The following is a 23667-nucleotide window of genomic DNA, read 5'->3' on the forward strand; positions in this document are numbered from 1 at the left end:
GTCGTGCTGCTACACGCTCAGCCCACGCTAGCGGCAACCGCCGCCGCAAACCGCACCGTGACCCGCAGCCCGCCCAGCCGAGGCGACGCATCCAGCGCCACGCTGGCCCCGTGGGCCTGGGCGATGGCCTGCACGATGGCCAGGCCCAGGCCGCTGCCGGGGGCGCTGTCAGCCGTCTCGCGCACGAAGCGCTGCATCACGCGCTCGCGGTGCTCGGGGGCGATGCCAGGGCCGCTGTCTTCGACCACCAGGTCCACGGCGTTATCGGCCGTGCGTTGGATCTGCAGGTCCACCTGGCCGCCTGGGGGCGTGTATTTCACGGCGTTGTCGAGCAGGTTGCGCACCAGCATGCGCAGGGCCTCGGGGCGGCCGGGCACGGGGGCGGGGTCGGATTCGAGCAGGCCCATGTCCATGTCGCGGGCCTGCGCTGCAGGGGCCACGTCGGCCAGGGCGAGCTGGGCCACGGCGCGCAGGTCCACGGCCTCGGTGGGGGTGGGGCCGGCGGCGCTGGCCTCCTGCCGGGCCAGGGTGAGCAACTGCTCGACCAAGCGCGTGGCGCGGTCGATGCCGGCGGACAGGCGCTCCACCGCGACGGCGCGGGCGCCATCGTCGCTGGCGCGCTGCAGGCCCTGCAGCTGCAGGCGCAGCGCGGCCAGGGGCGAGCGCAGCTCGTGCGCGGCATCGGCCACGAAGTGCTGCTGCGCGGCGAAGGCGCTCTGCACGCGTTCGAACAGCAGGTTGAGTTCGGTCACCAGGGGCTGCACCTCGTCGGGCAGCTGTGCATCGCTCACGGGCGACAGGTCGTCGGCCTGGCGCCGTGCCAGTTGGCGGCGCACGCGCTCCACGGGGGCCAGCGACCGGCTCACGCCCCACCACACGGCCAGCACCAGCAGCGGCGCCATCACCGCCAGCGGCGCCAGCGTGCGCAGCGCCAGGGTGCGCGCCATGCCGCTGCGCACGGCCATGTTCTGCGCCACCTGGATGACCTGCGAGCGCGTCTGCAGCGAGAACACCCGGTAGGTGCCGCCGCGCGCCTGCACGTTGGCAAAGCCCAGCACCGCAATCTGCGGCAGCGCCGCGCCCACGGCTGACTCGAAGATGCGCAGGCCTTCGTTGGTCCACACCTGCACGATGAATTCGTGGTTCTCGTCCTCGCCCGACAGGCCCTGGCCCAGCTCGCGCGCACCGGGCGGCAGGCCCGCGCGCAGGGCCAACGCGGTCTGCTGCATGTGGTAGTCGAACAGGGCATCGGCCTCGTCAAGCGCGCTGCGGTAGGCCAGCACGCCCTGCACGGCGCCCGCGAGCAGGATGGCGGCGAGCAGGAAGATAAGCAACTGCGCGCGCAGCGAGCGCGGCAGCAAGGACTGCAGCGCGGCGCGCCAGGACTTGGGCTGCGTTGTCGTCATGCTTTCGGAACCAAATAGCCCACCCCGCGCACGTTGAGCAGAATGTCGGGCCCGAGCTTCTTGCGCAGGCCGTGGATATACACCTCCACCGCGTTGCTGCTGACCTCGTCGCCCCAGCCGTAGAGCTTGTCTTCGAGCTGCTGGCGCGACAGCACCAGGCCTGGGCGCGCGAGCAAGGGCTCCAGCACCGCCCATTCGCGGCCCGACAGCACGACGGGCACGCCGTTGACGCTGGCCTCGCGCGTGCTGGGGTTGATGCTCACGCCCTTGTGCTCGTACACCGGCTCGGCCCGGCCCGAGGCGCGGCGCAGCAGCGCGCGGATGCGGGCCAGCAGTTCATCGAGGTCATAGGGCTTGAGCACATAGTCGTCGGCCCCGGCGTCAAGCCCCTCGATGCGCTGGGCCACGGCGTCGCGCGCGGTGGCCACCAGCACGGGCGTGCGGTCCTTGCGCGTGCGCAGGTCGCGCAGCAGGGCGATGCCATCGCGCTTGGGCAGGCCCAGGTCCAGCATTACCAGGTCATAGGCGTTGGCGCGCAGGGCCGTGTCGGCGGCATCGCCATCGCGCACCCAGTCCACGGCGTAGTGCTCGGCGCGCAGCAGGTCCTGCACGGCTTCGCCGATCATGGGGTCGTCTTCTACGAGGAGCAGGCGCATGGTGGGGCAAGCATAGCGAATGAATGACAAGGGGCTGCCGAAGCAGCCCCTTTCACGCGGGAACGATCAGCCCAAACGGACCGGCACGAAGATCTTGTCTCCGTTGCGCTCGATCAGGAGAGCGACCGACTTGCCCGCCTTGGCCATGGCCGCGCGCACCTGCTCGATGTCCTTGGCCGGCGCGCCGTTGATGGACAGCAGCACGTCGCCGGGCTGCACGCCGGCGGCAGCGGCGGGGCCGCGGGCCTGCTCGATCACCAGGCCCTCCTTCACGCCCACCTCGCGGCGCTCATCGGGGTCCAGCGGGCGCAGCGACAGGCCCAGTTGGCCCTTGCCCGTGGCCTCGTCGGCCTTGGCCACGGCCTTGCCCTTGTCGCTGGCATCGCCCAGGGTCGCGGTCAGCTCCAGCGGCTTGCCCTGGCGCCACACCGACAGGCGCGCCTTCTGCCCCGGCTGGGCCTGGCCCACCCAGGCCGGCAGGTCGCCCGAAGCCACGATGGGCTGGCCATCCACCTGGCGGATCACGTCGCCCGCCTGCAGGCCGGCCTTGTCGGCCGGGCTGTCCTTGGTGACGCTGGCCACCAGCGCGCCCTCGGGCTTGTCGAGCTGGAAGGACTCGGCAAACGCCTGGTTCACCTCCTGCACCGCCACACCGAGCTTGGCATGGCGCACCTTGCCGGAGGCCACGATCTGCTGCTTGATCTTGTCGGCCAGCTCGATCGGGATGGCGAACGACACGCCCTGGTAACCCCCCGAGCGGCTGTAGATCTGCGAGTTGATGCCCACCACCTCGCCGCGCCCGTTGAACAGCGGCCCGCCCGAGTTGCCGGGGTTCACGGCCACGTCGGTCTGGATGAAGGGCACCAGGCTGTCATCGGGCAGCGAGCGGCCCTTGGCGCTGACCACGCCGGCCGTCACGCTGTTCTCGAAGCCGAAGGGCGAACCGATGGCCAGCACCCATTCGCCTACCTGCAGGTCACGCGTGCTGCCCAGGCGCACCGTGGGCAGGTTCTTGGCCTCGATCTTGAGCACGGCCACATCGGTCTTGGGGTCCGAGCCCAGCACCTTGGCGCGGAACTCGCGCCGGTCGGTGAGCTTCACGGTCACGTCGCTTGCGCCCTTGACCACGTGGGCATTGGTCAGCACCAGCCCGTCGGCGCTGACGATGAAGCCCGAGCCCTGGCCGTGCGTGGGCACATTGGGCTGCGCGCCGCCGCCCGCACCGGGCACGCCGAAGCGGCGGAAGAATTCGTAGAACGGGTCATCGGGGTCGATGCCGGGCACCTGGCGCTGTTGGCGCGCCGTGGGGCGCTCGTCGTCGTCATCGCCACCGGCCTGGGCGCCGCGGGTGGTGCCCGTCACGCTGATGTTGACCACGGCCGGCCCGTTCTGCGCGGTGATCTGCGCAAAGCTGGGCAGGGCCGTGCCGGCAGGCAAGGCGGCCTGCGCCACCAGGGGCGCGGGCGCTGGTGCCGAGGCCCGCGCCTGGTGCCCGCTGATGAGCCCGACGCTCGCGGCGCCCAGGGCCCCTGCGGCCACCAGCGCGGCGATCAGGCGGCGGGGTGTGGATGCGACAAAGCTGGAGGTGTTCATGGTGATCTGCCTTTCCTAGCAAGAGATTTGCTGTGATGGAAGGCAGTGTCAGCACCGACACTTAGGCGAAACTTAGGCGGGCAGCACGGCCTTCGCCGCCCCACGGTTCAAAGAAACCGATACACGATGGCCCCATGCTCCACCTCGCCCGGCGCCAGCCAGCGCATGGGGAAAGCCGGATGATTGGGTGCATCGGGGTACTCCATGGGCTCCAGGCAGATGCCGTCGCCGGGCTGCCAGAACCAGCCATTCGGGTCCTTGTCGCCGCCCCGCCCCCGGTCGCGCGCCGGGTCGGCCTTGAGGCCGTGGCCTGCGTACACCTGCACGCCGGGCGCCGTGCTCCACACCTGCATGCTGCGGCCGCTCACCGGCTCGCGCAGGCGGGCCGCCAGGCGCAGGCCGGGGCTGGTGGCCGGCAAGGCGAACGGTGCGCGGGCCGAGACGCCGCTGTCGAGCACCAGGTAGTGGTCCAGCCCGCCGGCCAGGGCCAACTGGTCGCTGTGCTGTGCGATGGCCTCGCCCACCGTGCGCAGCCCGCGAAAATCGAACGCCGTGCCCTGCACCTCCTCGACCTGGCCCAGCGGGCACACGTCCAGCGCCAGCGGCACATAGCGGCTGGCCGGCACCTGCAACTGGTGGCGGTGCGTGCTGCCGTGGCCCGCCAGGTTGAAGAAGGCATGGCCCGTGATGTTGACGATGGTGGGCGCATCGGCCGCCTCGGCTGTCCAGGCCATCTGCAGCGCGTTGTCGGGCGTGACGGCAATGCGCACGGTGAGGCGCACCGTTCCGGGCACGCCATCGTCCTCGGTGCGGAATACATGGCTCAGCGTGATGGCGTCGGCCTGCACTTCGTCCACCGCAAATACCTGGAAGCGGCTGCCGCGCGGCCCGCCATGGTGGTGGTGCGGGCCGCTGTTGGTGGGCAATTGCAGCGTCAGGGTGCCGCCGGGCAGCGCCAGTTGCCCCTGGCGCAGCCGCCCAGCCCAGCGGCCGATGAGGGCGCCCATGGAGAGCTGCCCATCCAGGTAGCCCTGGAGACTGTCGTAGCCCAGCGCGACATCCACCAGACCGCCCTGCCCGTCCGGCACGGCGACCTGCACCAGCCGCGCGCCGTAGTTGCTGACGGCGACCTGCAGCCCGCCCTCGCCCCGCAGGGTGAACAGGTCGGTGCGCAGGCCGTGCAGGGTCTGCTGGAATGCTTCGCGGTGGAGGGGGTGGGCCATGCGCCGAGTTTATGCGGGCGGTGGGTCGCGCCGTTGATTGCTTGCCCTCCTCGAACGGTGTTCAGGACTCACACAAACTCAATCCCCTTGCCCCCCAACCCCACCAGGTCGATGCGCACTGCATTCGCCTCCATGTTGCCCACCAGCACGGCCGCGTTGCTGGCCGACAGGCCCTGGTCGAGCAGGGCCACCAGGGGCTGGAGCTCGGCGCTGGTGGCGGGGCGGCCGGCCACGTTGGTGAACAGCAGTTGCACCACCTGGGTGGGCGTGGTGGCGCCCAGGGCGGTGAGGCCGATGGCGGCCAGGGCCTCGGGGGTGGTACCGGCGTCGAGCGCGCGGATGGCCTCGCCCACCAGGGCCTTGTTGGCCACGGCAGCGGGGCCGCCCAGGGCGCCGAGCAGCTTGGCGGCCTGGCCGGCGTTGCCGTTCAGGTCCAGGGCCAGGTGGGTATCGGCGAGCGTGATGCGCTCGACGTTGGTGAGGTCCAGCATGGCGCCGTCGGTCAGGCGTTGCAGGGTGAAGCTGCCATCGGCGTGCTGCTGCACGTGGGTTTGCGCCAGGGTGGCGGGGACGAGCACGGTGTCGATGCCGGCGCCGCCGTCCACCTGCCGGGCCAGGCCCAGCGTGGGGGCGATGGTGTTGTGGGCGGCGTTGCCGTTGACGATGACATCGCGCACGGCATCGACCGGCACGATGCCGGCAGTGTCCATGCCGTCGAGCAGTTGTGCAACCGTCTTGCCGGCTGCCTGGGCGGGAAAGAGCTGGGCGAACGCGGTGGCCACCTGTTCGGCACTCCAGCCTGCAAGGGTCTGGATGATGGCGCCCTCGCCCTGCGTGAGGTCGCGGCCCAGCCAGGTCTGAAAGAGGTGGGCGGCGGCGCGCTCGGCCGCGCTGTGGGCCAGGGTGAGGATGGGGCCGCTGTCGAAGCGCACCTGCTCGACATCGATCAGCCAGTCCGAGACGCCGGTGGCGGTGTGGGTGAGCCGCATGCCCCCACCACTGTCCAGGGTGAGGGTGTAGTCGGTGCGCGTGCCCTGCTGGAGGGCCACGTCAAAGCCGGTGCCGCCGTTCAGGCGGTCGCTGCCGGTGCCACCGGAGAGAATGTCGTTGCCGGCGCCGCCGAACACGGTGTCGTCGCCGGCATCGCCGTAGACCTGATCGTCGCCGGCCTCGCTGCCGACCACGTCGTTGCCGGCACCGCCGTGCAGGGTGTCGTTGCCCGGGCCGAGCACGATCCACTGGGCGGCGCTGTCGCCGCTGGCCGTGTTCTGGCCCGCGCCGCCGGTGGCGCGCACGGCGCCGACGATGGCGACGAACTCGACGTTGTCCACCTGGATGACGGTGCCGCTGGGCAGGCTGCGCGCATCGACGACGATGGCCTGGTTGCCCGGGCCGCCGGAGATGACCAGGGGCACGCCGGGGTTGAAGCCCGGTCCCGTGGTGGGGGTGATGGTCTGCACCGTGAGCGGTGTGCCGCTGCCCAGCGCGGCCAAAAAGGCCTGGGCCTGGCTGGCCAGGTCAGAGCCCGCGCCGGCCAGCGCCTCGATGCGCTGGGCCAGCCCGGCCTGGGCGGCGGCGCCGGTGGCAGGGCCTTCGGCGGTGAGCCCCATGCCGGCGGGCACGCCCACCTGCAGCAAGCTCTGGCCTGCGGGGTCCTGAACCAGGGGGATGTCGGCCAGGGCGGTGGCCGAGCCGGGGGTGTCGGTGCGGGTGGGCGCCACCACGGGTACGGTGGTGGTGCTGCCGCCGCCCGGGCCCGGGGTGGTGGTGACGGGCACGCCGTCCACGGTGGCGGCTGGCGGGGTGGGGTCGTCAACCGGCGCGGGTGCAGGCGCAGGGGCGCCAGCCGTGGTGAAGTTCAGGCCTTCGGCGCTGGTGATGCCCGCGAAGAAGTTGCTTGCGCTGTCGCGCACCACGCCGAACTCGGTCAGCAGGTAGTAGCCGGTACTGTAGGCCAGGTCGTCGTGCGGGTTGACGGTGAGGTTGCTGCCGCTGACGACCACGGTGCCGCCCAGGCTGCCTTCGCCGGAAACCACGTCGAACTGCTCGACCAGGGAGCCGTCGCTGGTCTTGCGCAGGGACACCAGGCCCTCGGCTGCGGTGACGTTCTCGGCAAAGGTGAGCACCAGGTTGTTGCTGGTGCTGATGCCCGTGGCGTTGTCCAGCGGGGTGCTGGCGGCAAGCAGGGGGGCCTGGGTGTCCACCCGCACGCCGGTGGTGGGCGGCAGGTGCCCGGCCAGAGACAGCGCGGCGTTGTTGCCCGCCGCATCGCGCACCGTGCTGCTGCCCAGCGCGATGGCGCCGATGGCAATGCCGTCGCCATCGGTGTCGCCCGCCTGCACCACGTAGCTGTAGGTGATGGAGTTGCCTGTCTTGGACGCATACATGGCGCTGCGCACCGTGCTGCCGATGGTCAGGGCCAGGGTGCTGTCGGAGCCCGCCACCGTGATGTTGTCGTCGAAAGTGACGGTGAAGCTCAGCGTCTGCCCGGACCGGTAGCTGGCATTGCCGGGAACGGCGATGTTGCCGGTGACACTGGGCGCCACCGCATCAACGAGCACGCTGCTGGTGGCGCCCACGCTATTGAGCGTAAGCACCGCGTTGTTGCTGTCTGCATCGCGGATGGTGCTGGTGCCCAGCGCGAGCGCGCCGATGGTGATGCCGTCGGCGTCGGCATCGCCGGCCTGCACCGTGTAGCGGTAGGTGACGGTGTTGCCCGTCTGGGACAGGTAGGTAGCGGTGCGCGCCGTGCTGCCGATGGTCAGGCCCAGGGTGCTGTCGGTGCCGGTGACGGTGATGCCCTCGCTGAAGCTGACCGTGAAGTCGAGGTTCTGGCCCGCCGCATGGGTTGTGCTGGCGGGCACGGCCACGCTGGTGACCGTGGGCGCCGTGCTGTCCACCAGGATGCCTGCGGTCGAAGGCAGGTGGCCTGCCAGTGACAGCGCAGCGTCGTTGCCCGCCGCATCGCGAATGGTGCTGGTGCCCAGCGCGAGTATGCCGACGGCAATGCCGTCCGCATCCACTTCGCCGGGCTGCACGGTGTAGCGGTAGGTCACGGTGCTGCCCGAACTCGACAGGAAGTCCGCACTGCGCACCGTGCTGCCGACGGTCAGGCTCAGGCTACTGTCGGTGCCGATGACGGCGATGGCCTCGTCAAAGCCCACCGTGAAGTCGAGGTTCTGGCCTGCCGCGTAGGTGGCGTTGGCCGGCACGGCGACGCTGGTGACGGCGGGGGGCGTGGTGTCCGGCACCAGCAGGCCGGAGAACAGGGCCATATCGGACAAGGGGTTGCTGCCGGCCTCGACCTGGCCATGCTGGCGCTCCAGCACCCAGTTGCCGCCCAGCGCTGCCGATCCTGTCAAATCCTCGGACGCCGCCACATCGGCGCCGGTCAACTCGGCCAGTCGGCTGACAAAGGCGGCGCCCACGTCGCCCGCTCCCACCAAGCAACCGTACAGCAGGATGTCGCCATCCGGCCCCAGGCGGCTGCCGATGGCGGCCCAGGTGGCTGCATGTTCGCGCAGGCCTGCCTCGTCCAGTACCTGGCTGCCCAGGTGCAGCCGCCCCTCGGCCCCGTGGCCCAGGATGTGGATGGCACCCACGCTGCCCTCTCCCTGGCCCTGCAGGTGCCCGGCCATCTGTGCCAGGCCGTCGCGCGCGGCATCCAGCACTACCACCTGCACGCCCTCGCGGGCGCCTGCGGCCAGGGCCTGCCAGTCAGGCACATCATCGAAGATGAAAACGATCTCGGGCTGCAAAGCGCTGGCGCTGGCGGACATGGATGAGGGCTCCCTGATGGTGGACTCGGTTCAGTGTGGATGGGCGGATGAACGGACGGATTGCCGCAAAGGGCACTCGGCGCATCCCGCCTGGCGCAGTCGCAGCGCCGCTCACACTATGTTACAACGCAGCCCGTGACCTACTCGCGGGCCGGCCGTGAAGTCCGACGACCTGCCTGGGCCTTTGGGTCCTGGGCCCTCGCTCGGCTCAAAGCGTCTCGCAGCCCTGTGCGGCGAAGGAGCCCCGTGCAAAGCTGTCGACGCCCTCCAGGTCCCATCCGGCCACGGCCATGAACGCTTTGAGGCAGCCCCACCCTCACTTGCCCGCCCCACCCTGCCCCGCATCCCGCGTCACCAGCCAGATGCCCGCACACACCAGCACCAGCGCCACCAGGTTCTTCCACTCCCAAAGCGCCTCCCCCAGAAACACGGCCGACAGGGCGGCGCCGAAGATGGGCACGGTGAAGTTGAACACTGTGACCTGGCTCACGCGGTTGTGCTTGAGCAGCAGGCTCCACAGCGAGAAGGCGGCCGAGGACAGCAGGGCCAGGTAGACCAGCAAGGTGGTGGATGCAGGGGTGAAGCCGGTGAGCGACCCGCCCGCGCCCCAGCCCATGGCCAACAGGGCCGCGCCGCCGATGGCCAGTTGCCAGCCGGTCATGGCGACCGAGTCCATGCGCTGCGAGAGCTGCTTGCCGTAGATGCTGGCGGCGGCCAGCACCAGGGCGGCGAGCACGACGAAGCCTTCGCCGAGCAGGGTGAAATCGAGGTCGAGCGTACCGCGCCCCAGGTTGACCACCATCACGCCGGCAAAGCCCACCAGGCAGCCCCAGAGCTTGGCATGGCTCAGGCGGTCGTTGTGGTAGACCCAGTGCGCCAGCAGCACGCTGAAGAAAGTGCCGGTGGCGTTCATGATGGAGGCCTTGACGCCCGTGGTGTGTGCCACGCCCACGTAGAAGAACACGTACTGCAGCGCGGTCTGCGCCAGGCCCAGCACCACCAGTTGGCGCGCCGAGCCGGGGCCCAAGGCCCACACCTTGCGGCCGCTGGCCAGGGCCCAGGCCAGCAGCACCAGGCCGGCTCCCACGAAGCGCCAGCCGGCAAAGACGAGCTGGGTGGGCACGTCGCTCTGGGCGATGCCGAACCAGGCGTAGCCGGTCTTGATGGCGGGGTAGGAGCTGCCCCAGAGCAGGCAGCACAGCAGTGCCACGGCGACGAGGACCTTGCGGTCGGAAAATCGGGAAGGTCCCACGGAACGGCTTTCAAGGACGACAGCCCTTGCATGCAAGGGCTGTCGGGGTTCGTTTTCGGGCGAAAGGGGGCGCCATGCGGCGCGCACGTCACCCGGCGAGAGAGCCGCGCAGGGGCAGTGCCACCACCCAGTTGGGGTTCTGGCCCACGGCATGCCGGGCGCGCACGGTCAACGCGCCGCTGTGCGGGTCGATCGCATGCACGCTGACCTGGTGGCTGGTCTGGCCGGCGGCCAGCAGGTGGCGGCCGTCGGGCGTGATGGCAAAGCCGCGCGGGGTCTCTTCGGTGGCCCAGTGGCCGATGGGCGTGAGCAGGCCGGTGTGCGCGTCCACGGCGTGGCCCGCCAGGGTGTGGCTGTTGCGCTCGCTGCTGTAGAGCCAGCGCCCGTCGGGGCTCAGGTGCAGGTCGGCCCCCCAGGCAGATGCGACGCCGCCGGGCAGGGTGGGCAGGGTTTGCAGCAAGGCCAGGGCGCCGGTTGCCGGATCGAACGACAGCACATGCACGCAGGCATCGAGTTCGCCCAGCACATACACCCGGTCGCCGCGCTGGTTGAAGCACAGGTGCCGCGGCCCGGTACCTGCCGGCATGGCGAACACGGGCTCGTCCATCGCCTTCAGCCGGCCGGTGAGCGCATCGAAGCCGTAGCGGTGCAGTTGCCCCCCGCCCAGCGAGGTGGCCAGCACGAACCGGTTGCTGGGGTCGGCCAGCACGCAGTGCGCGTGGCGGCCCGTGGGGTAGGTCGTGGCCGCCGTGCCCGCCAGACCGTTCGCGCCCAGTTCCTGCACGGCCACCATGTCGGCGCCGTAGGAGGCGCTGAACAGCCAGCGCCCGCTGCGGTCGGTGTTCAGGCTGGCCATGCTGGCGGGCAAGGCGGCTTCGCCCACGGTGTGCAGGCGGCCGGCAGCGGCGTCCAGCGCCAGCGTGATGACCGCCAGCGGGTCGCTGCGGCGCGCCACATGCAGATGGCGCTGGTCGGGGCAGAGGGCCATGGGCATGAGCTGCCCGCCGGGTGCCAGTACCTGCGCCGTCTGCAGCTGCCCGTCGGCGGACAGGCGCAGCACATGCAGTTCGCCGCTGTCGGCGCAGGAGACGATGGCCAGCGTGTCGGTGCTCACAGCCATCTCACAGCCCCATCACGCGGGGCAGCCACAGCGACAGTGCGGGCACGTAGGTGACCATCAGCAGCACCACGAACAGCGCCACGAAGAACGGCATCATCGCCCGCGACACCACGCCCAGCGGCAGCTTGGCCACCGCCGCTCCGGTGAACAGCACCGTGCCCACCGGCGGGGTGATGAGGCCGATGCCCAGGTTGACCATCATGATCATGCCGAAGTGCACCGGGTCCACCCCCAGCAGCTTGACCACGGGCAGCAGGATGGGGGTAAGGATCAGGATGAGTGGCGACATGTCCATCAGGCAGCCCAGCAGCAGCAGCATGATGTTGATCATCGCCAGGATGACGTACTTGTTGTCCGACAGGCTGGTCAGGAAGGCCGTGACCTTCATGGGGATCATCATCATCGTCATCAGGTAGCCGAAGGCCGCCGCGAAGCCGATCAGTATCATCACCACCGTCACGGTCTTGACCGTGCGGTGGACCAGCTTGGGCAGGTCGCGCCATTTGTAGTCGCGGTAGATGAACATGGTCACGAAGAACGCCCAGACCACCGCGATCGAAGCCGATTCGTTGGCCGTGAAGATGCCCGACAGGATGCCGCCGAGAATGATGACCATGGTCATCAGTCCCCACAGGGCCTCGACGCAGATCTTCAGGGCCTGGCGCAGTGGAATCACTTCCCCCTTGGGATACCCCTCTTTGTGGGCCATGAACAGGCACATTCCCGCCAGCGTGAGCCCCAGCAGCAGGCCGGGGAGAACCCCCGCCATGAACAGGGCCGCAATCGACACCGAGCCCCCAGCCGCCAGCGAGTACAGCACGGCGTTGTGGCTGGGCGGTATCAGGATGGCCTGCACCGACCCGCTGACCGTGACGGCCGTGGCGAACGGACGCGGGTAGCCCCTCTTTTCCATCTCTGGAATCAGCACCGAACCGATGGAGGCCGTGTCCGCCACGGAAGAACCGGAGATGGCGCCAAAGAAGGTGGACGCCAGGATGTTCACCAGCGACAGCCCACCGCGGACGAAGCCCACCAGCACGCCGGCAAACGCCACCAGGCGGCGCGCCATGCCGCCTTCGGCCATGATGGCGCCGGCCAGCACGAAGAACGGAATGGCCAGCAGCGAGAACTTGTTGACGCCCGAGGCGAGCTGGATCATCACCGCGTCCAGCGGCAGGTCGATCCACAGGGCTCCGGCCAGTGCCGACAGGCCCAGCGAGTAGGCAATCGGCACGCCGATCATCATCAGCACGAAGAACGTGCCCAGCAATACCAGGGTGTCCATGTCAGGCGCCTTCCGCGAGTTCTTCGTAGCGCACGATGCGGCGATGGGTCTGCGGGCCGAAGAAGCATTTCTCGACCACGAAGACGAAGGTGATGGCCGCCCCCAGGGGCAGCGGCGAATAGGTGGCCCCCACGGGCAGCCACGGCAGTTCGCTGATGCCCTGGCCCCAGGTCTCGATGCACAGGCGGGTGCCGTACCAGGTGACGAAGCCGCAGATGACCAGCATGAGCAGGTCCACCGCCCAGCCCAGCACCCATTGCGCGGACGCGGGCAGCTTCTCGGTCAGCATGTTGACCGCGATGTGGCCGCCGGCGCGGTAGGCCGCCGCCGCGCCGATGAAGGTGAACACCATCATCAGCAGGATGGCGATGGGCTCGGGCCACTGCGACCCCGTCCCCATCACATAGCGGCTGAAGACGCCCCAGGGAATGATCAGCGACATGAAGAAGATGGCCGCGCCAGCGGCCCAGATGGTCGCCAGGTACAACCGGTCCATCCAACGCAGAATAGGGTGATCCATACCGTGCACAAGGGTTGTAAAACAGAAAGCGCGCAGGCACCCCACCAGGGCAGGTGCCTGCGCAAAAACACGGGTCCGGTTACTTCACCGCCTCGATGCGCTTCATCAGGTCCGCATAGTTGGCGCCGTACTTGGCGCGCACGGGTGCCGTGGCGTCATAGAAGGCCTTGTTGTCCACGGTGAGAAACTCCACGCCGGCCGCCTTGAGCTTGCCGGAGTAGTCGGCCACGCTCTTGTCCCACAGGGCGCGCTGCTCCAGCTGGGCTTCGCGGCCGAATTTCTTGAGCAGGGCCTGGTCGTCCTTGGACAGCTTGTCCCAGGTGGCTTTGGACACCACCAGCAGCTCGGGAATGATCAGGTGGTTGGTCTGGGTGTAGTACTTGGCGCCGGTGCTGTAGTGGTTGCTGGTGAAGAAGCTGGGGGCGTTGTTCTCGGCGCCGTCCACGACACCGGTCTGCAGGGCCGTGAAGACTTCGCCATAGCCCATGGAGATGCCGTTGCCGCCCATGGCGTTCATGGTGTCCACGAACAGCGGGTTGCCCATCATGCGGATCTTCTGGCCCTTGAGATCGGCAGGCGTGCGCACGGGCTTCTTGGTGTAGAGGCTGCGCGAGCCGCCGTCCATCCAGCCGATGGCCACGAGCTTGGCGGGCGACGCGCTGATCTTGGCCAGCAGTTCGTCGCCGATGGCCCCGTCGATCACGGCGCGCATGTGGTCCTGGCTGCGGAACACGAAGGGCATGTTGAAAACGTTCACCTCGGGCACCACCGTGCCCACGGGGCCGAGCGAGGTGCGCAGGATGTTGATGGCGCCCACCTGGGTCTGCTCGATCATTTCCTTCTCTCCACCCAGCACGCCGCCCGGGAAGGTCTGGATCTTCAGCCGCCCCTGGGTCGCGGCTTCGAGCTTCTTGCCCATGTTTTCCACCGCCACCACGTTCGGGTAGCCCGCAGGATGCACGTCGGCCGCCTTGAGCACCATGGACTGGGCCTGTGCCATGTGGGGAAGCAAAGCCAGCGTGGCCACGGCAGCGGCGCAGGCAGTCAGCAAGGAACGGCGAAAGGTCATGGGTTGTCTCCGGTATCGGGGTTTTTCGAAGGGGAAGGGAAAAGGGGGGCTGCGCTGCGGGCGTCCCTGTGCACCATGCGGCCCGTCACTCGAACGGGCCGGTGCGCACGAAGGGGCCGCCCTGGTAGATGACGGCCGGATCGCTCATGTCGGGCGTGGGGTCGGCGGCTTCCACCTTGGCGCGGAAGGGCTCGGAACTGTCCTTTGGTCGGTAGCCGATGTGGCGCGCCAGCGTGTTGTCCCACCAGGTGGTGGTGTTGTCGCCCATGCCGTAGATGGTGCTGTGGCCCACCACGGGGGCCGTGAGGCTGGCGACCACCAGGCGCTCCAGGTCGTCGTAGCTCATCCAGGTGGCGAGCATGCGGCGGTTGCGCGGCTCGGGAAAGGAGGAGCCGATGCGCAGGCACACGGTCTCGATGCCGTAGCGGTCGAAGTAAAAGCGCGAGAGGTCTTCGCCGAAGGCCTTGGACAGGCCGTACAGGCCATCGGGCCGGGCCGGGTCCTTGAGGCCCACGACCTCGTCCTGGCGGTAGAAGCCGGTGACGTGGTTGCTGCTGGCGAACACCACGCGCTTGACGCCCTGCTTGCGCGCGGCTTCGTACAGGTTGTACACACCGACGATGTTGGCAGGCAGGATGGCGTCCCAGGGTTGTTCGGTGGACACGCCGCCCAGGTGCACCACGGCGTCCACGCCGGCCAGCAGATCATGGATGGCGGCGGCGTCTTCCAGCCTGGCGGGGCGCACCTCCTCGCCGGCGGACTCGGCACCCAGGTCGGCGATGTCGGACAGGCGCAGGCTGGTGCAATAGGCCTTCAGGCGGGTGCGCAGCTCACGGCCCAGGCCACCGGCGGCACCGGTGAGCAGCAGGCGGTTGAATCGGATCGGTGTCGGGTGACAAGGCATGGAAATCGGGGAGGTTCTTGGTACAGTGGCGTATGCTGGCTTGCACGTCATCAGTTGTCGTACAACGCGAATGCAATGTACTCCCAAGCGCCCCACGACCACATAGGGATAACACCGAGAAATGAACACCGCCATCGCCCTTCGCCGCAAGCCCCGCACCCTGGCCCTGGAGCTGGTTGAATCCCTGGGCGACCGCATCCGCGACGGGCGTCTGGCGCTGGGCGACAAGCTGCCCACGGAGGCGGCGATCATGGCGGAGTTCGAGGTCAGCCGCACCGTGGTGCGCGAGGCGATTTCCAAGCTGCAGGCCTCGGGCCTGGTGGAAACGCGCCACGGCATCGGCACCTTCGTGCTGGGCCTGGGGCAGGCGCCGGGCTTCAAGATCACGCCCGACCAGTTCAGCACGCTGCGCGACGTGATCGCGGTGCTGGAGCTGCGCATCGGCGTGGAAACCGAGGCCGCGGCGCTGGCCGCGCAGCGCCGCACCGACGCCAACATCGCCGCCATGCGCGTGGCGCTGGACGCCGTGACCAAGGCCGTGGACGAAGGGCGCGACGCAGTGGCGTCAGACTTCCAGTTCCACCTGGAGATTGCGCGCGCCACGCAGAACAGCCATTTCGCGGAGCTGATGGGCACGCTGGGCAGCATGATCATTCCGCGTGCGCGTCTCGAAGCCGGCGACAGCCAGAGCGACCTGCGCCAGTACCTGCGGCGCGTGAACGGCGAGCACGAAAGCATCTACGACGCCATCGTCGGCCAGGACCCCGATGGGGCGCGCGCGGCCATGCGCACCCACCTGGCCAACAGCCGCGAGCGGCGCCGCCGCGCCCAGGCCGAGGCGGGCTGAGCCCATGGCCGCACGCCCGCTTGCGGGCCTGGCCCGTCGGTAGTAACCCTGGGCTGGTACCCGCAGAAATGTTGTACGATGACATACAACTGTTAAGAGACTTGGGCGGCAGCATAGACAACGCCCTGGCGCTGGGTTGCGCCCCCTCCAGGCACGACACAGGTGCTCTGCCGCCATGACGCCATCGACCGCATACCCCCTGCAAGGCTTGCGCGCACTGGCAATGTCGGGTTATTGTTTAGTGTTCACTACATTCATGCAACGGTATTTTCGGTGCCCAGCGCGGGGCACTCGCAGGGCGGGCCAAGGCCTTGGGCGCCCTCTTTTTTCGGCTTCTTTCCTTTCAACCACCCACCTCATCACACTTCCATGCATGCAAACCTGATTGGCGGAACCTGGACCGAAGGCGTCCGCGGCTACCGCAACACCAACCCCTCGGACACCCGCGACGTGATCGGCGACTATGCCGTGGCCAGCCGCGAGCAGGCGCTGGAGGCCGTGTCGGCAGCGCACGCGGCCTTCCCGGCGTGGAGCCTGTCCACCCCGCAGCAGCGCTTTGACGTGCTGGACGCCGTGGGCAACGAGATCATCGCGCGCAAGGCCGAGCTGGGTGACCTGCTGGCCCGCGAAGAGGGCAAGACCCTGCCCGAGGCGGTTGGCGAAGTGGGCCGTGCGGCCGCCATCTTCAAGTTCTTTGCCGGCGAGGCGCTGCGCCCCGGCGGCGAAGTGATGCCCTCGGTGCGCCCGGGCGTGGGCATCGAGATCACGCGCGAGCCCCTGGGCGTGATCGGCATCATCACGCCGTGGAACTTCCCCATCGCCATCCCGGCCTGGAAGATCGCCCCGGCCCTGGCCTACGGCAACTGCGTGGTGTTCAAGCCCGCCGAGGTGGTGCCCGGCTCAGCCTGGGCGCTGGCCGACATCCTGCACCGCGCGGGCCTGCCGGCCGGCGTGTTCAACCTGGTGATGGGCCGCGGCTCGGACGTGGGCCAGGTGCTGCTCGAAGACGAGCGCATTGCGGGCGTGAGCTTCACCGGATCGGTGGGCACGGGCCAGCGCGTGGCGGCGGCCTGCGTGCCGCGCGGCGCCAAGGTGCAGCTGGAGATGGGCGGCAAGAACCCCTTCGTGGTGCTCGACGACGCCGACCTGGCCGTGGCCGTGGGCGCTGCGGTGAACAGCGGCTTCTTCTCCACCGGCCAGCGCTGCACGGCCAGCAGCCGCGTGATCGTGACCGATGGCATCCACGACCGCTTCGTGGCCGCCATGGTCGAGAAGATGAAGACCCTGAAGGTGGACGACGCGCGCAAGGCCGGCACCGACATCGGCCCCGTGGTCGACGACCGCCAGCTGGCGCAGGACCTGGAGTACATAGCCATCGGCCAGCAGGAAGGCGCCAAGCTCGCCTACGGCGGCGAGGCCCTGGAGAAGAACGCCGATGGCGCGCCCGGCTTCTACCTGCGCCCGGCCCTGTTCACCGAGACCACGCCCGGCATGCGCATCAACCGCGAAGAGATCTTCGGCCCGGTGGTGAGCGTGCAGCGCGTGAAGAACTACGAGGAAGCGCTGGCCCTGGCCAACGACACCCCGTTCGGCCTGGCCAGTGGCATCGCCACCACCAGCCTCAAGCACGCCACGCACTTCAAGCGCCACGCCCAGGCCGGCATGGTGATGGTGAACCTGCCCACCGCCGGTGTGGACTACCACGTGCCGTTTGGCGGCCGCAAGAGCAGCAGCTACGGCCCGCGCGAGCAGGGGCGCTACGCCGCCGAGTTCTACACCACGGTGAAGACGGCCTACACGCAAGCGTGATCCAGGCTTGACGCAAAGCAATCGGGCGCCCTGTGCGCCCGATTCGCTTTGCGGCGCCGGCAGGCATAATCTCGGCCCATGCACGCCCTTCGAACCTTTGCCGCCCTGCGCCTTCTGGTGCTGGCCTGGTTCATGGCGTCCATGGGCGTGGCCATCGCCTCGCCGCTGGTGAACCCGCAGCCCATCGAGGTGATCTGCTCGGGCGCCGGCACCATCAAGCTGCTGGTGCAGACCGACGATGGCACCGTGGAGATGGGCAGCATGGGCATGGACTGCCCGCTGTGCACCATCGCCGGCGCGCCTCCTGCGGTTCCGCCCGCCTTCGTTCCCTTGCCGCAACCGCTGGCGCACGCCGTGCAGCCCGTGGAGGCGGCGCGCATCGCCGCCATCACCGCGGCGCCGCTGCCCGCGCGCGGCCCCCCCACCACTCTCTGACCCGACCGCCGCTCGCGCAGGCCCCTGGACGCCAGGGCTGCGTGGCCTTCCTGTCCGTGATGTTTCGGGCAGTGCGCGCCTGCAGGCCCAGCCTGCGCTCAGCGCCGCGCTGCCTGCCAGAGAGTTGAGCCATGTCCCGTTCCCCTTCGCCTGCTTGCACGCCGGCCTTCTTCGCCCCATCGCCGCTGCATGCGGCCATCCTCGCCCTGGTGCCGCTGTGCGCGGCCGCCCAGGCGCAACCCGCCCCCACCTTGCAGGCCGTCGAGGTGACCGACGCCGCGCCGCAGCCCAATGGCCGGCTGCAGCTCGACACGCCGGTGGGCACCGGCAGCCGCCTGGGGCTGACACCGCGCGAGACGCCGGCATCGGTCACGCTGGTGGACCGCGCCACCATCGACGCGCGCGGCGCGCAGGACACGCAGGAGATCCTGCGCGCCGTTCCCGGCGTCACCACGCACAACGCGCCGGGCTCCATGGCCGCCAGCTACCGCGGCTTCACCGGCAATTCGGTGAGCCAGATGTTCAATGGCATCACCGTGCAGTACGGCAGTGCCACGCGCGCGGTGGACAGCTGGATCTACGACCGGGTCGAGGCCGTGGGCGGGGCATCGGGCTTTCTCTACGGCTCGGGCGCGGTGGGCGGCTCGCTCAACTACATCACCAAGACACCCGAGCGCAGCAACTTCGGCGAGGCGCAGTTGCGCCTGGGCGCGAACGACCTCAAGGAGGTGTCGGTGGGCCTGAACCAGCGCCTGTCCGGCGCAGACGACACCACCGGCCCCGCGAACTTTGCCCGCATCGACCTGAACCACCGCGATGCGGGCAACTGGGTCGAGGGTGTGCACTCGCGCTCCACCCAACTGGCCACCTCGCTGCTGACGGACCTGGGCGGCGGCATCACGCACCTGCTGGCCTACGAGTACCAGAAGGACAGTGTGGACCGCCCCTACTGGGGCACGCCCGTGCTCAATCCCAACCTGGGCGCACTGCGCGTGGACCCGGCCACGCGCTTCAAGAACTACAACAGTGCCGATGGCATCTACCAGCAGCGCGTGCAGTGGCTGCGCTCGGTGGCGCAGTGGCGGGTGTCGGACGCGCTGCAGCTGCGCAACACCGTGTATGCCTACGATGCGCTACGCGACTACCGCAACGTGGAGACCTACCGCTTCAACGCCGCCAACACCCAGGTGGCGCGCACCTCGCCCCTGCTGCAGCGCCACGACCACGAGGTGGTGGGCGACCGCATCGAGGCCACCTGGCAAGGCACGCTGGCCGGCCACAAGAGCGACTGGGCCTTGGGCCTGGATGCCAGCGTGAACCGGCAGACGCGCTTTCCCAACAGCCTGAGCAGCACCGTGAGCACGGTGAACCCCTACCAGTTCAGCACCGAGCGCTTCTTCGACATCCCGGGCATGGCGCCGGGCTTCAACCCCGACCGCGACAACAAGACCACCACCACCGCGCTGTACCTGGAAAACCGCACCGCCCTGGCCCCCAGCGTGCACCTGGTCACGGGCCTGCGGCACGAGCGCATCAAGCTCGACCTGACCAACCGCCGCACCGTCACGGCCACCAGCCCGGCCAGCTTCAGTCGCAGCTACCGCCCCACCACCGGCCGCCTGGGCGTGGTATGGGACTTCGCGCCCGGCGCCAACCTGTACGCCCAGGCATCGACCGCTGCCGACCCGCCATCGGGCTCGCTGGCCACCGCATCGTTTGCCGACGTCGCCAACAACAGCGCGCTGACCACCGGCCGCCAGGCCGAGGTAGGCAGCAAGTTCGATTTCTGGGATGGCAAGGGCACGGCCACGGCGGCGGCCTTCCAGATCACGCGCAAGAACATCGCCTCGCAGGACCCGAACAACCCCACGCTGACCGTGCTGGTGGGCGAGCAGTCGGCCCGGGGCATCGAGTTGGCGGTGGGTGTGCGCCCGACCCGCCAGTGGCAGGTACAGGCCAACCTCAGCCGCACCCGGGCGCGCTACGAGAGCTATGCGCAAGGCGGCGTGTCGCTGGCCGGCAGAACGCCCGTCAACACGCCAGAGACCGTGGCCAACCTCTGGGTGTCCTACGCCCTCACCCCGGCCCTCACGGCCAGTGCCGGCGTGCGCCATGTGGGCAAGGTGTACGCCGATGCGGCCAACACGCAGTACTGGCCCGCGTACACCCTGCTGGACCTGGGCCTGGCGTGGAAGCTGAACCGCTCCACCACGCTCACGGGCCGCATCCGCAACGCCACCGACCGCATCCACGCGGTGGAGTCGCGCAGCACGCAGGTCTACCTGGGCGCCGCGCGCACGGCGGACGTCAGCCTGCACGTCGCGTTCTGAGCAGGAGCCACCCATGCTGCCGCACGCCAAGCGCTGGCTCTACCTCGTGCACCGCTGGGCGGGGGTGGTGCTGTGCGCCTTTTTCGCCATGTGGTTCGTCTCGGGCGTGGTGATGATGTACGTGGGCTACCCCAAGCTCACGGCCGCCGAGCGCCTGGAGCACCTGCCCCCGCTGCGCACGGCAGCCATCGCACTGGAGCCCGCCGATGCGCTGCGCGCTGCGGGCATGGCCGGCAAGCCGCTGGCCGACCTGCGCCTGGCCGTGGCCAGCGGCGGGCGCGCGGTCTACCTGGTGCAGCCCGAGGGCGCGCCCAGGCGCCGACCGGCCACTGTTGTCGATGCTGCCAGCGGCGAGCTGCTGCGCACGGTGGATGCAGCGTGGGCTACCGCATCGGCCCAGGCGTTTTCCGGCGGGGCGGGCAGCGCGCGCTACCTGGACCGCATCGACGAGGACGCCTTCACCCACTCGCGCGCGCTCGACGCGCACCGCCCGCTGTACCGCCTGGCGCTGGGCGACGCGGCGGGCACGGAGGTCTACGTCTCGGGCACCACGGGCGAGGTGGTGCGCGACGCCACGCGAATGGAACGCGGCTGGAACTACGCGGGCGCCTGGATCCACTGGCTCTACCCGTTTCGCGGCAATGCCTTCGACGCCTGGTGGGCCGACATCGTGAACTGGCTGTCCATCGCCGGCATCGTGCTGACCATCACCGGCACCGTGGTGGGCATCATGCGCTGGCGCTTCACACGGCGCTACAAGAGCGGCTCGCGCTCGCCCTACCGGGGCCTGGTGATGCGCTGGCACCATGTCTTCGGCCTGCTGTTCGCAGCGGTCACGCTGACCTGGATCTTCAGCGGCCTGATGTCCATGAACCCGTGGAAGGTTTTCGACAGCTGTGCCCCGGCTTTGCGCACACAGGCCATGCACGGCGGCCCGCTGGTGCTGCCCGCGCAGCCCTCCAGCGTGCAGGCCCTGCTGGCGGCGGCATCGCCCCACACGCGCGAGCTGCGCTGGGTGCGCCATGCCGGCCACACCCTGGTGCTGGCGGCCAGCCCCACGGGCGCGCCTGCCGTGCGCGACGCGGCCACGGCGCAGCCCCACACCCCGGACCCCGCCGAACTGCAGGCCGCCGCAGCCCGCCTGCTGCCCGACCCCGTGGCCCGCACCGAGCTGCTGCGCGATTACGACCTGCACTACTACAGCCGCGCCGCCCACACCATGACCGGCGGCGGCGACAAGCCTTTGCCCGTGCTGCGCGTGGTGTTTGCCGACGCCCACGCCACCTGGGTGCACATCGACCCGCACACCGGCGCCGTGCTGGACAAGAGCGACACCCATCGCCGCGCCAGCCGCTGGCTGTTCGCGCTGCTGCACAGCTGGGACTGGGGCCCACTGCTGGCGCGCCGCCCGCTGTGGGATGGGGTGCTGATCGTGCTGAGCCTGGGTGGGGCGGTGCTGAGCCTCACGGGCGTGGTCGTGGGCTGGCGGCGGCTGGTGCGGCCGTGGCGGGGCGCGGCGCTGGCGTCCAGGCCCGTTGCAAAACAAATGTGAAACCTTTTGTTTCACACGGATACACTGCATAACACCTGGGTGGCGCACAGCAAGCAGCTTGCCGCACGCACCCCAGGCCCACGCCGTTTCAACACCAAAAACCACCTGGCAGAGGTCTCCCACCCATGCAATCGATCCGTACCGCACTCACCGGCGCCCTTCTCATCCTGGCAGCGGGCACGTCCGCCCTGGCCGCCACCGACTACAACAAGCCCCCCGCGGGCGACGCCCAGTACCGGCAATGCCTGGGCTATGCCGCCAAGCTGTACGAGGGCGGCGACGAAAAGAGCCCCATCAAGGGCCAGACCAAGGCCCAGGCTTGGTGCACCTGCATGTGGAACGAGACGCCTGACGACTTCAAGGGCAACCTCGTGACCTTTGGTGAAACACGCAAGGGCAAGGAGACCAACAAGATCTGCGAGAAGCACTCGGACTGGAGCGAATAAGCGCGCCAGCGCCCCGCCTCACCCGGATGCCCACACCCGGCCTGCCGCCTTCGGGCGGCTTTTTCATGGGCGGGGTCAGGCGGACTCGTCTTCCTCGCGCTCGCGCCCCGGCAGCACCAGGTTCAGCACCACGGCCACCAGCGCGCCCACGGTGATGCCCGAGCCGAAGACCTCGCGCACGAAGGCCGGCATGCGCACCAGCAGGTCGGGCCGCACCGTGACGGCCAGGCCGCAGCCCAGCGAGACGGCGATGATGAGGCTGTTGCGGCGCGAGGGCGCGCTGCTGGCCAGCATGCGGATGCCAGCCGAGACGATCATCGCGAACATCATGAGCCCGGCGCCGCCGAGCACGGGCTGCGGAATGGTCACCACCAGCGCGCCCAGCACCGGGAACAGCCCGGCCAGCAGCAGCATGACGCCCGTGAGCATCACCACATGGCGGCTGGCCACCCCCGTGAGCGAGACCACGCCCACGTTCTGCGCAAAGGTGGACAGCGGCGGGCTGGACATCACCGCAGCGAAGGCCGAGCCCACGCCGTCGCACAGGATGCCGCTGGCCAGGCGCTTGTTGGGGATGGGCGTCTGCGTGGCGGCGCCCAGGGCCATGAAGGTGCCCGTGGTCTCGACGATGGTGACCAAAAAGGCGATGGACATGGCGACGATGCCCGCGACCGGAAAGGACATGCCGAAGTGCAGCGGCTGCGGTATGGCGAACACCGGCGCCTCGCGCACCTGGGTGAAGTCGATGAGCCCCAGCGCCAGGCACAGCACGTACCCGCTGGCGATGCCCAGCACCACGGCGCTGGCCGAGACGATGCCCTTGCCCCACTGCACAAAGGCTATGACCAGTGCGAGCACGAAGCCGGCAATCGCCAGGTGGCCCACGGCGCCATAGTCGCTGGCGCCCACGCCGCCGGCCGCCCAGTCCACCGCCACGGGTGTGAGCGACAGGCCGATCATGGTGACCACCACACTGGTCACGGTGTGCGGAAAGAAGCGGCGGATCACGGGCATGAAAAAACTGCCGATGATCATCACCAGCGAGCCCACGAGCGATGAGCCCAGGATGCCCGCCACGCCATGCTCCAGCCCCACGCTGATGCCCGCGCCGACGAAGGCGAAGCTGGTGCCCATGACACAGGGCAGGCGTATCCCGACCGGCCCCACGCCCCGGCACTGGATGATGGTGACGATGCCCGAACCCAGCAGCGCGGCATTCACCAGGGCCACGATCTGGTCGGCTGGCAGCTTGAGTGCACCGCCGATCACCAGCGGCACGGCGATGATGCCGCCCAGCGCCGCCAGCAGGTGCTGTAGCGACAGCAGCATCGCCGTGGCAAACATCGGTGGGCGGTCTTCCACCCTGTAAAGCAGTTGTTCCATTGTCTTGTCTCCTTGTCCGTTGGCCTTTGCAAAGGCACTTGTCGTCATGTGAGGAATG

18 protein-coding genes are annotated in these 23667 nt (G+C 69.4%); 6 read left to right on the forward strand and 12 right to left on the reverse strand.

Going from position 1 to position 23667, the window contains the following annotated elements; genetic code table 11:
* Positions 1 to 17: 17 nt before the first annotated feature.
* The 11 genes from U5N23_RS29190 to U5N23_RS29240 form a co-directional block, all read right to left on the reverse strand.
* Positions 18 to 1406 carry an ATP-binding protein gene (locus U5N23_RS29190; protein ID WP_322596192.1) on the reverse strand — a complete coding sequence of 463 codons (1389 nt, stop codon included), beginning with the start codon at positions 1404 to 1406 and terminating at the stop codon, positions 18 to 20.
* Positions 1403 to 2062: a response regulator transcription factor gene (locus U5N23_RS29195; RefSeq protein WP_322596193.1), complete on the reverse strand. Its 660-nt coding sequence runs from the start codon at positions 2060 to 2062 to the stop codon at positions 1403 to 1405. The genes U5N23_RS29190 and U5N23_RS29195 overlap by 4 nt, the downstream gene beginning before the upstream one ends.
* Before the next feature lie 66 nt (positions 2063 to 2128).
* Entirely contained in the window at positions 2129 to 3655 is a 1527-nt protein-coding gene (locus U5N23_RS29200) for a DegQ family serine endoprotease (protein ID WP_322596194.1), read from the reverse strand.
* 107 nt (positions 3656 to 3762) lie between these two features.
* The gene (locus U5N23_RS29205) at positions 3763 to 4878 is read right to left on the reverse strand and encodes an aldose epimerase family protein (RefSeq protein ID WP_322596195.1); all 1116 of its coding nucleotides are present in this window, start codon (positions 4876 to 4878) and stop codon (positions 3763 to 3765) included.
* 68 nt (positions 4879 to 4946) lie between these two features.
* On the reverse strand, positions 4947 to 8657 hold the full coding sequence (locus U5N23_RS29210) for a DUF4347 domain-containing protein (protein WP_322596196.1): 3711 nt from the start codon (positions 8655 to 8657) through the stop codon (positions 4947 to 4949).
* Positions 8658 to 8973: 316 nt separating this feature from the next.
* On the reverse strand, positions 8974 to 9909 hold the full coding sequence (locus tag U5N23_RS29215) for a DMT family transporter (protein WP_322596197.1): 936 nt from the start codon (positions 9907 to 9909) through the stop codon (positions 8974 to 8976).
* Between the two features lie 88 nt (positions 9910 to 9997).
* Positions 9998 to 11029, reverse strand: coding sequence for a lactonase family protein (locus tag U5N23_RS29220; protein ID WP_322596198.1), 1032 nt, complete (start codon positions 11027 to 11029; stop codon positions 9998 to 10000).
* 1 nt (position 11030) lies between these two features.
* Positions 11031 to 12314: a TRAP transporter large permease gene (locus U5N23_RS29225; RefSeq protein WP_322596199.1), complete on the reverse strand. Its 1284-nt coding sequence runs from the start codon at positions 12312 to 12314 to the stop codon at positions 11031 to 11033.
* A gap of 1 nt (position 12315) precedes the next feature.
* Complete coding sequence (locus U5N23_RS29230; RefSeq protein WP_322596200.1) at positions 12316 to 12810, reverse strand: TRAP transporter small permease; 495 nt, start codon at positions 12808 to 12810, stop codon at positions 12316 to 12318.
* Between the two features lie 103 nt (positions 12811 to 12913).
* Complete coding sequence (locus U5N23_RS29235) at positions 12914 to 13903, reverse strand: TRAP transporter substrate-binding protein (protein WP_322596201.1); 990 nt, start codon at positions 13901 to 13903, stop codon at positions 12914 to 12916.
* Between the two features lie 85 nt (positions 13904 to 13988).
* Positions 13989 to 14807 carry an NAD(P)-dependent oxidoreductase gene (locus U5N23_RS29240; protein ID WP_322596202.1) on the reverse strand — a complete coding sequence of 273 codons (819 nt, stop codon included), beginning with the start codon at positions 14805 to 14807 and terminating at the stop codon, positions 13989 to 13991.
* Between the two features lie 121 nt (positions 14808 to 14928).
* On the opposite strand from U5N23_RS29240, the gene U5N23_RS29245 reads away from it, so the two are divergent.
* From U5N23_RS29245 to U5N23_RS29270, 6 genes are all read left to right on the forward strand, one after another.
* Positions 14929 to 15654: a FadR/GntR family transcriptional regulator gene (locus U5N23_RS29245; protein ID WP_007853081.1), complete on the forward strand. Its 726-nt coding sequence runs from the start codon at positions 14929 to 14931 to the stop codon at positions 15652 to 15654.
* A gap of 369 nt (positions 15655 to 16023) precedes the next feature.
* Complete coding sequence (locus U5N23_RS29250) at positions 16024 to 17463, forward strand: aldehyde dehydrogenase family protein (RefSeq protein WP_322596203.1); 1440 nt, start codon at positions 16024 to 16026, stop codon at positions 17461 to 17463.
* A 78-nt stretch (positions 17464 to 17541) separates the two neighbouring features.
* Entirely contained in the window at positions 17542 to 17898 is a 357-nt protein-coding gene (locus U5N23_RS29255; protein WP_322596204.1) for a DUF2946 family protein, read from the forward strand.
* A 131-nt stretch (positions 17899 to 18029) separates the two neighbouring features.
* A complete protein-coding gene (locus U5N23_RS29260; protein ID WP_322596205.1) occupies positions 18030 to 20228 on the forward strand; it encodes a TonB-dependent receptor in 2199 nt (732 codons plus the stop codon).
* A gap of 13 nt (positions 20229 to 20241) precedes the next feature.
* A complete protein-coding gene (locus U5N23_RS29265; protein WP_322596206.1) occupies positions 20242 to 21780 on the forward strand; it encodes a PepSY-associated TM helix domain-containing protein in 1539 nt (512 codons plus the stop codon).
* Between the two features lie 125 nt (positions 21781 to 21905).
* Positions 21906 to 22226 (forward strand): hypothetical protein, encoded by a 321-nt coding sequence (locus U5N23_RS29270; RefSeq protein WP_322596207.1) that lies wholly within the window; start codon positions 21906 to 21908, stop codon positions 22224 to 22226.
* Between the two features lie 75 nt (positions 22227 to 22301).
* Here the strand turns inward: U5N23_RS29270 and U5N23_RS29275 are convergent, their stop codons facing one another.
* Entirely contained in the window at positions 22302 to 23609 is a 1308-nt protein-coding gene (locus U5N23_RS29275; RefSeq protein ID WP_322596208.1) for a nucleobase:cation symporter-2 family protein, read from the reverse strand.
* Positions 23610 to 23667 lie beyond the last annotated feature (58 nt).

Source organism: Acidovorax sp., from assembly GCF_034519795.1.
Lineage (GTDB): Bacteria > Pseudomonadota > Gammaproteobacteria > Burkholderiales > Burkholderiaceae_C > Acidovorax.

Bases quoted from the DNA above. Each gene is read 5' to 3' on its own strand.
- U5N23_RS29190 (WP_322596192.1), bottom strand. From the start codon at position 1,406: ATGACGACAACGCAGCCCAAGTCCTGGCGCGCCGCGCTGCAGTCCTTG.
- U5N23_RS29195 (WP_322596193.1), bottom strand. From the start codon at position 2,062: ATGCGCCTGCTCCTCGTAGAAGACGACCCCATGATCGGCGAAGCCGTG.
- U5N23_RS29200 (WP_322596194.1), bottom strand. From the start codon at position 3,655: ATGAACACCTCCAGCTTTGTCGCATCCACACCCCGCCGCCTGATCGCC.
- U5N23_RS29205 (WP_322596195.1), bottom strand. From the start codon at position 4,878: ATGGCCCACCCCCTCCACCGCGAAGCATTCCAGCAGACCCTGCACGGC.
- U5N23_RS29210 (WP_322596196.1), bottom strand. From the start codon at position 8,657: ATGTCCGCCAGCGCCAGCGCTTTGCAGCCCGAGATCGTTTTCATCTTC.
- U5N23_RS29220 (WP_322596198.1), bottom strand. From the start codon at position 11,029: ATGGCTGTGAGCACCGACACGCTGGCCATCGTCTCCTGCGCCGACAGC.
- U5N23_RS29225 (WP_322596199.1), bottom strand. From the start codon at position 12,314: ATGGACACCCTGGTATTGCTGGGCACGTTCTTCGTGCTGATGATGATC.
- U5N23_RS29230 (WP_322596200.1), bottom strand. From the start codon at position 12,810: ATGGACCGGTTGTACCTGGCGACCATCTGGGCCGCTGGCGCGGCCATC.
- U5N23_RS29235 (WP_322596201.1), bottom strand. From the start codon at position 13,903: ATGACCTTTCGCCGTTCCTTGCTGACTGCCTGCGCCGCTGCCGTGGCC.
- U5N23_RS29240 (WP_322596202.1), bottom strand. From the start codon at position 14,807: ATGCCTTGTCACCCGACACCGATCCGATTCAACCGCCTGCTGCTCACC.
- U5N23_RS29245 (WP_007853081.1), top strand. From the start codon at position 14,929: ATGAACACCGCCATCGCCCTTCGCCGCAAGCCCCGCACCCTGGCCCTG.
- U5N23_RS29250 (WP_322596203.1), top strand. From the start codon at position 16,024: ATGCATGCAAACCTGATTGGCGGAACCTGGACCGAAGGCGTCCGCGGC.
- U5N23_RS29255 (WP_322596204.1), top strand. From the start codon at position 17,542: ATGCACGCCCTTCGAACCTTTGCCGCCCTGCGCCTTCTGGTGCTGGCC.
- U5N23_RS29260 (WP_322596205.1), top strand. From the start codon at position 18,030: ATGTCCCGTTCCCCTTCGCCTGCTTGCACGCCGGCCTTCTTCGCCCCA.
- U5N23_RS29265 (WP_322596206.1), top strand. From the start codon at position 20,242: ATGCTGCCGCACGCCAAGCGCTGGCTCTACCTCGTGCACCGCTGGGCG.
- U5N23_RS29270 (WP_322596207.1), top strand. From the start codon at position 21,906: ATGCAATCGATCCGTACCGCACTCACCGGCGCCCTTCTCATCCTGGCA.
- U5N23_RS29275 (WP_322596208.1), bottom strand. From the start codon at position 23,609: ATGGAACAACTGCTTTACAGGGTGGAAGACCGCCCACCGATGTTTGCC.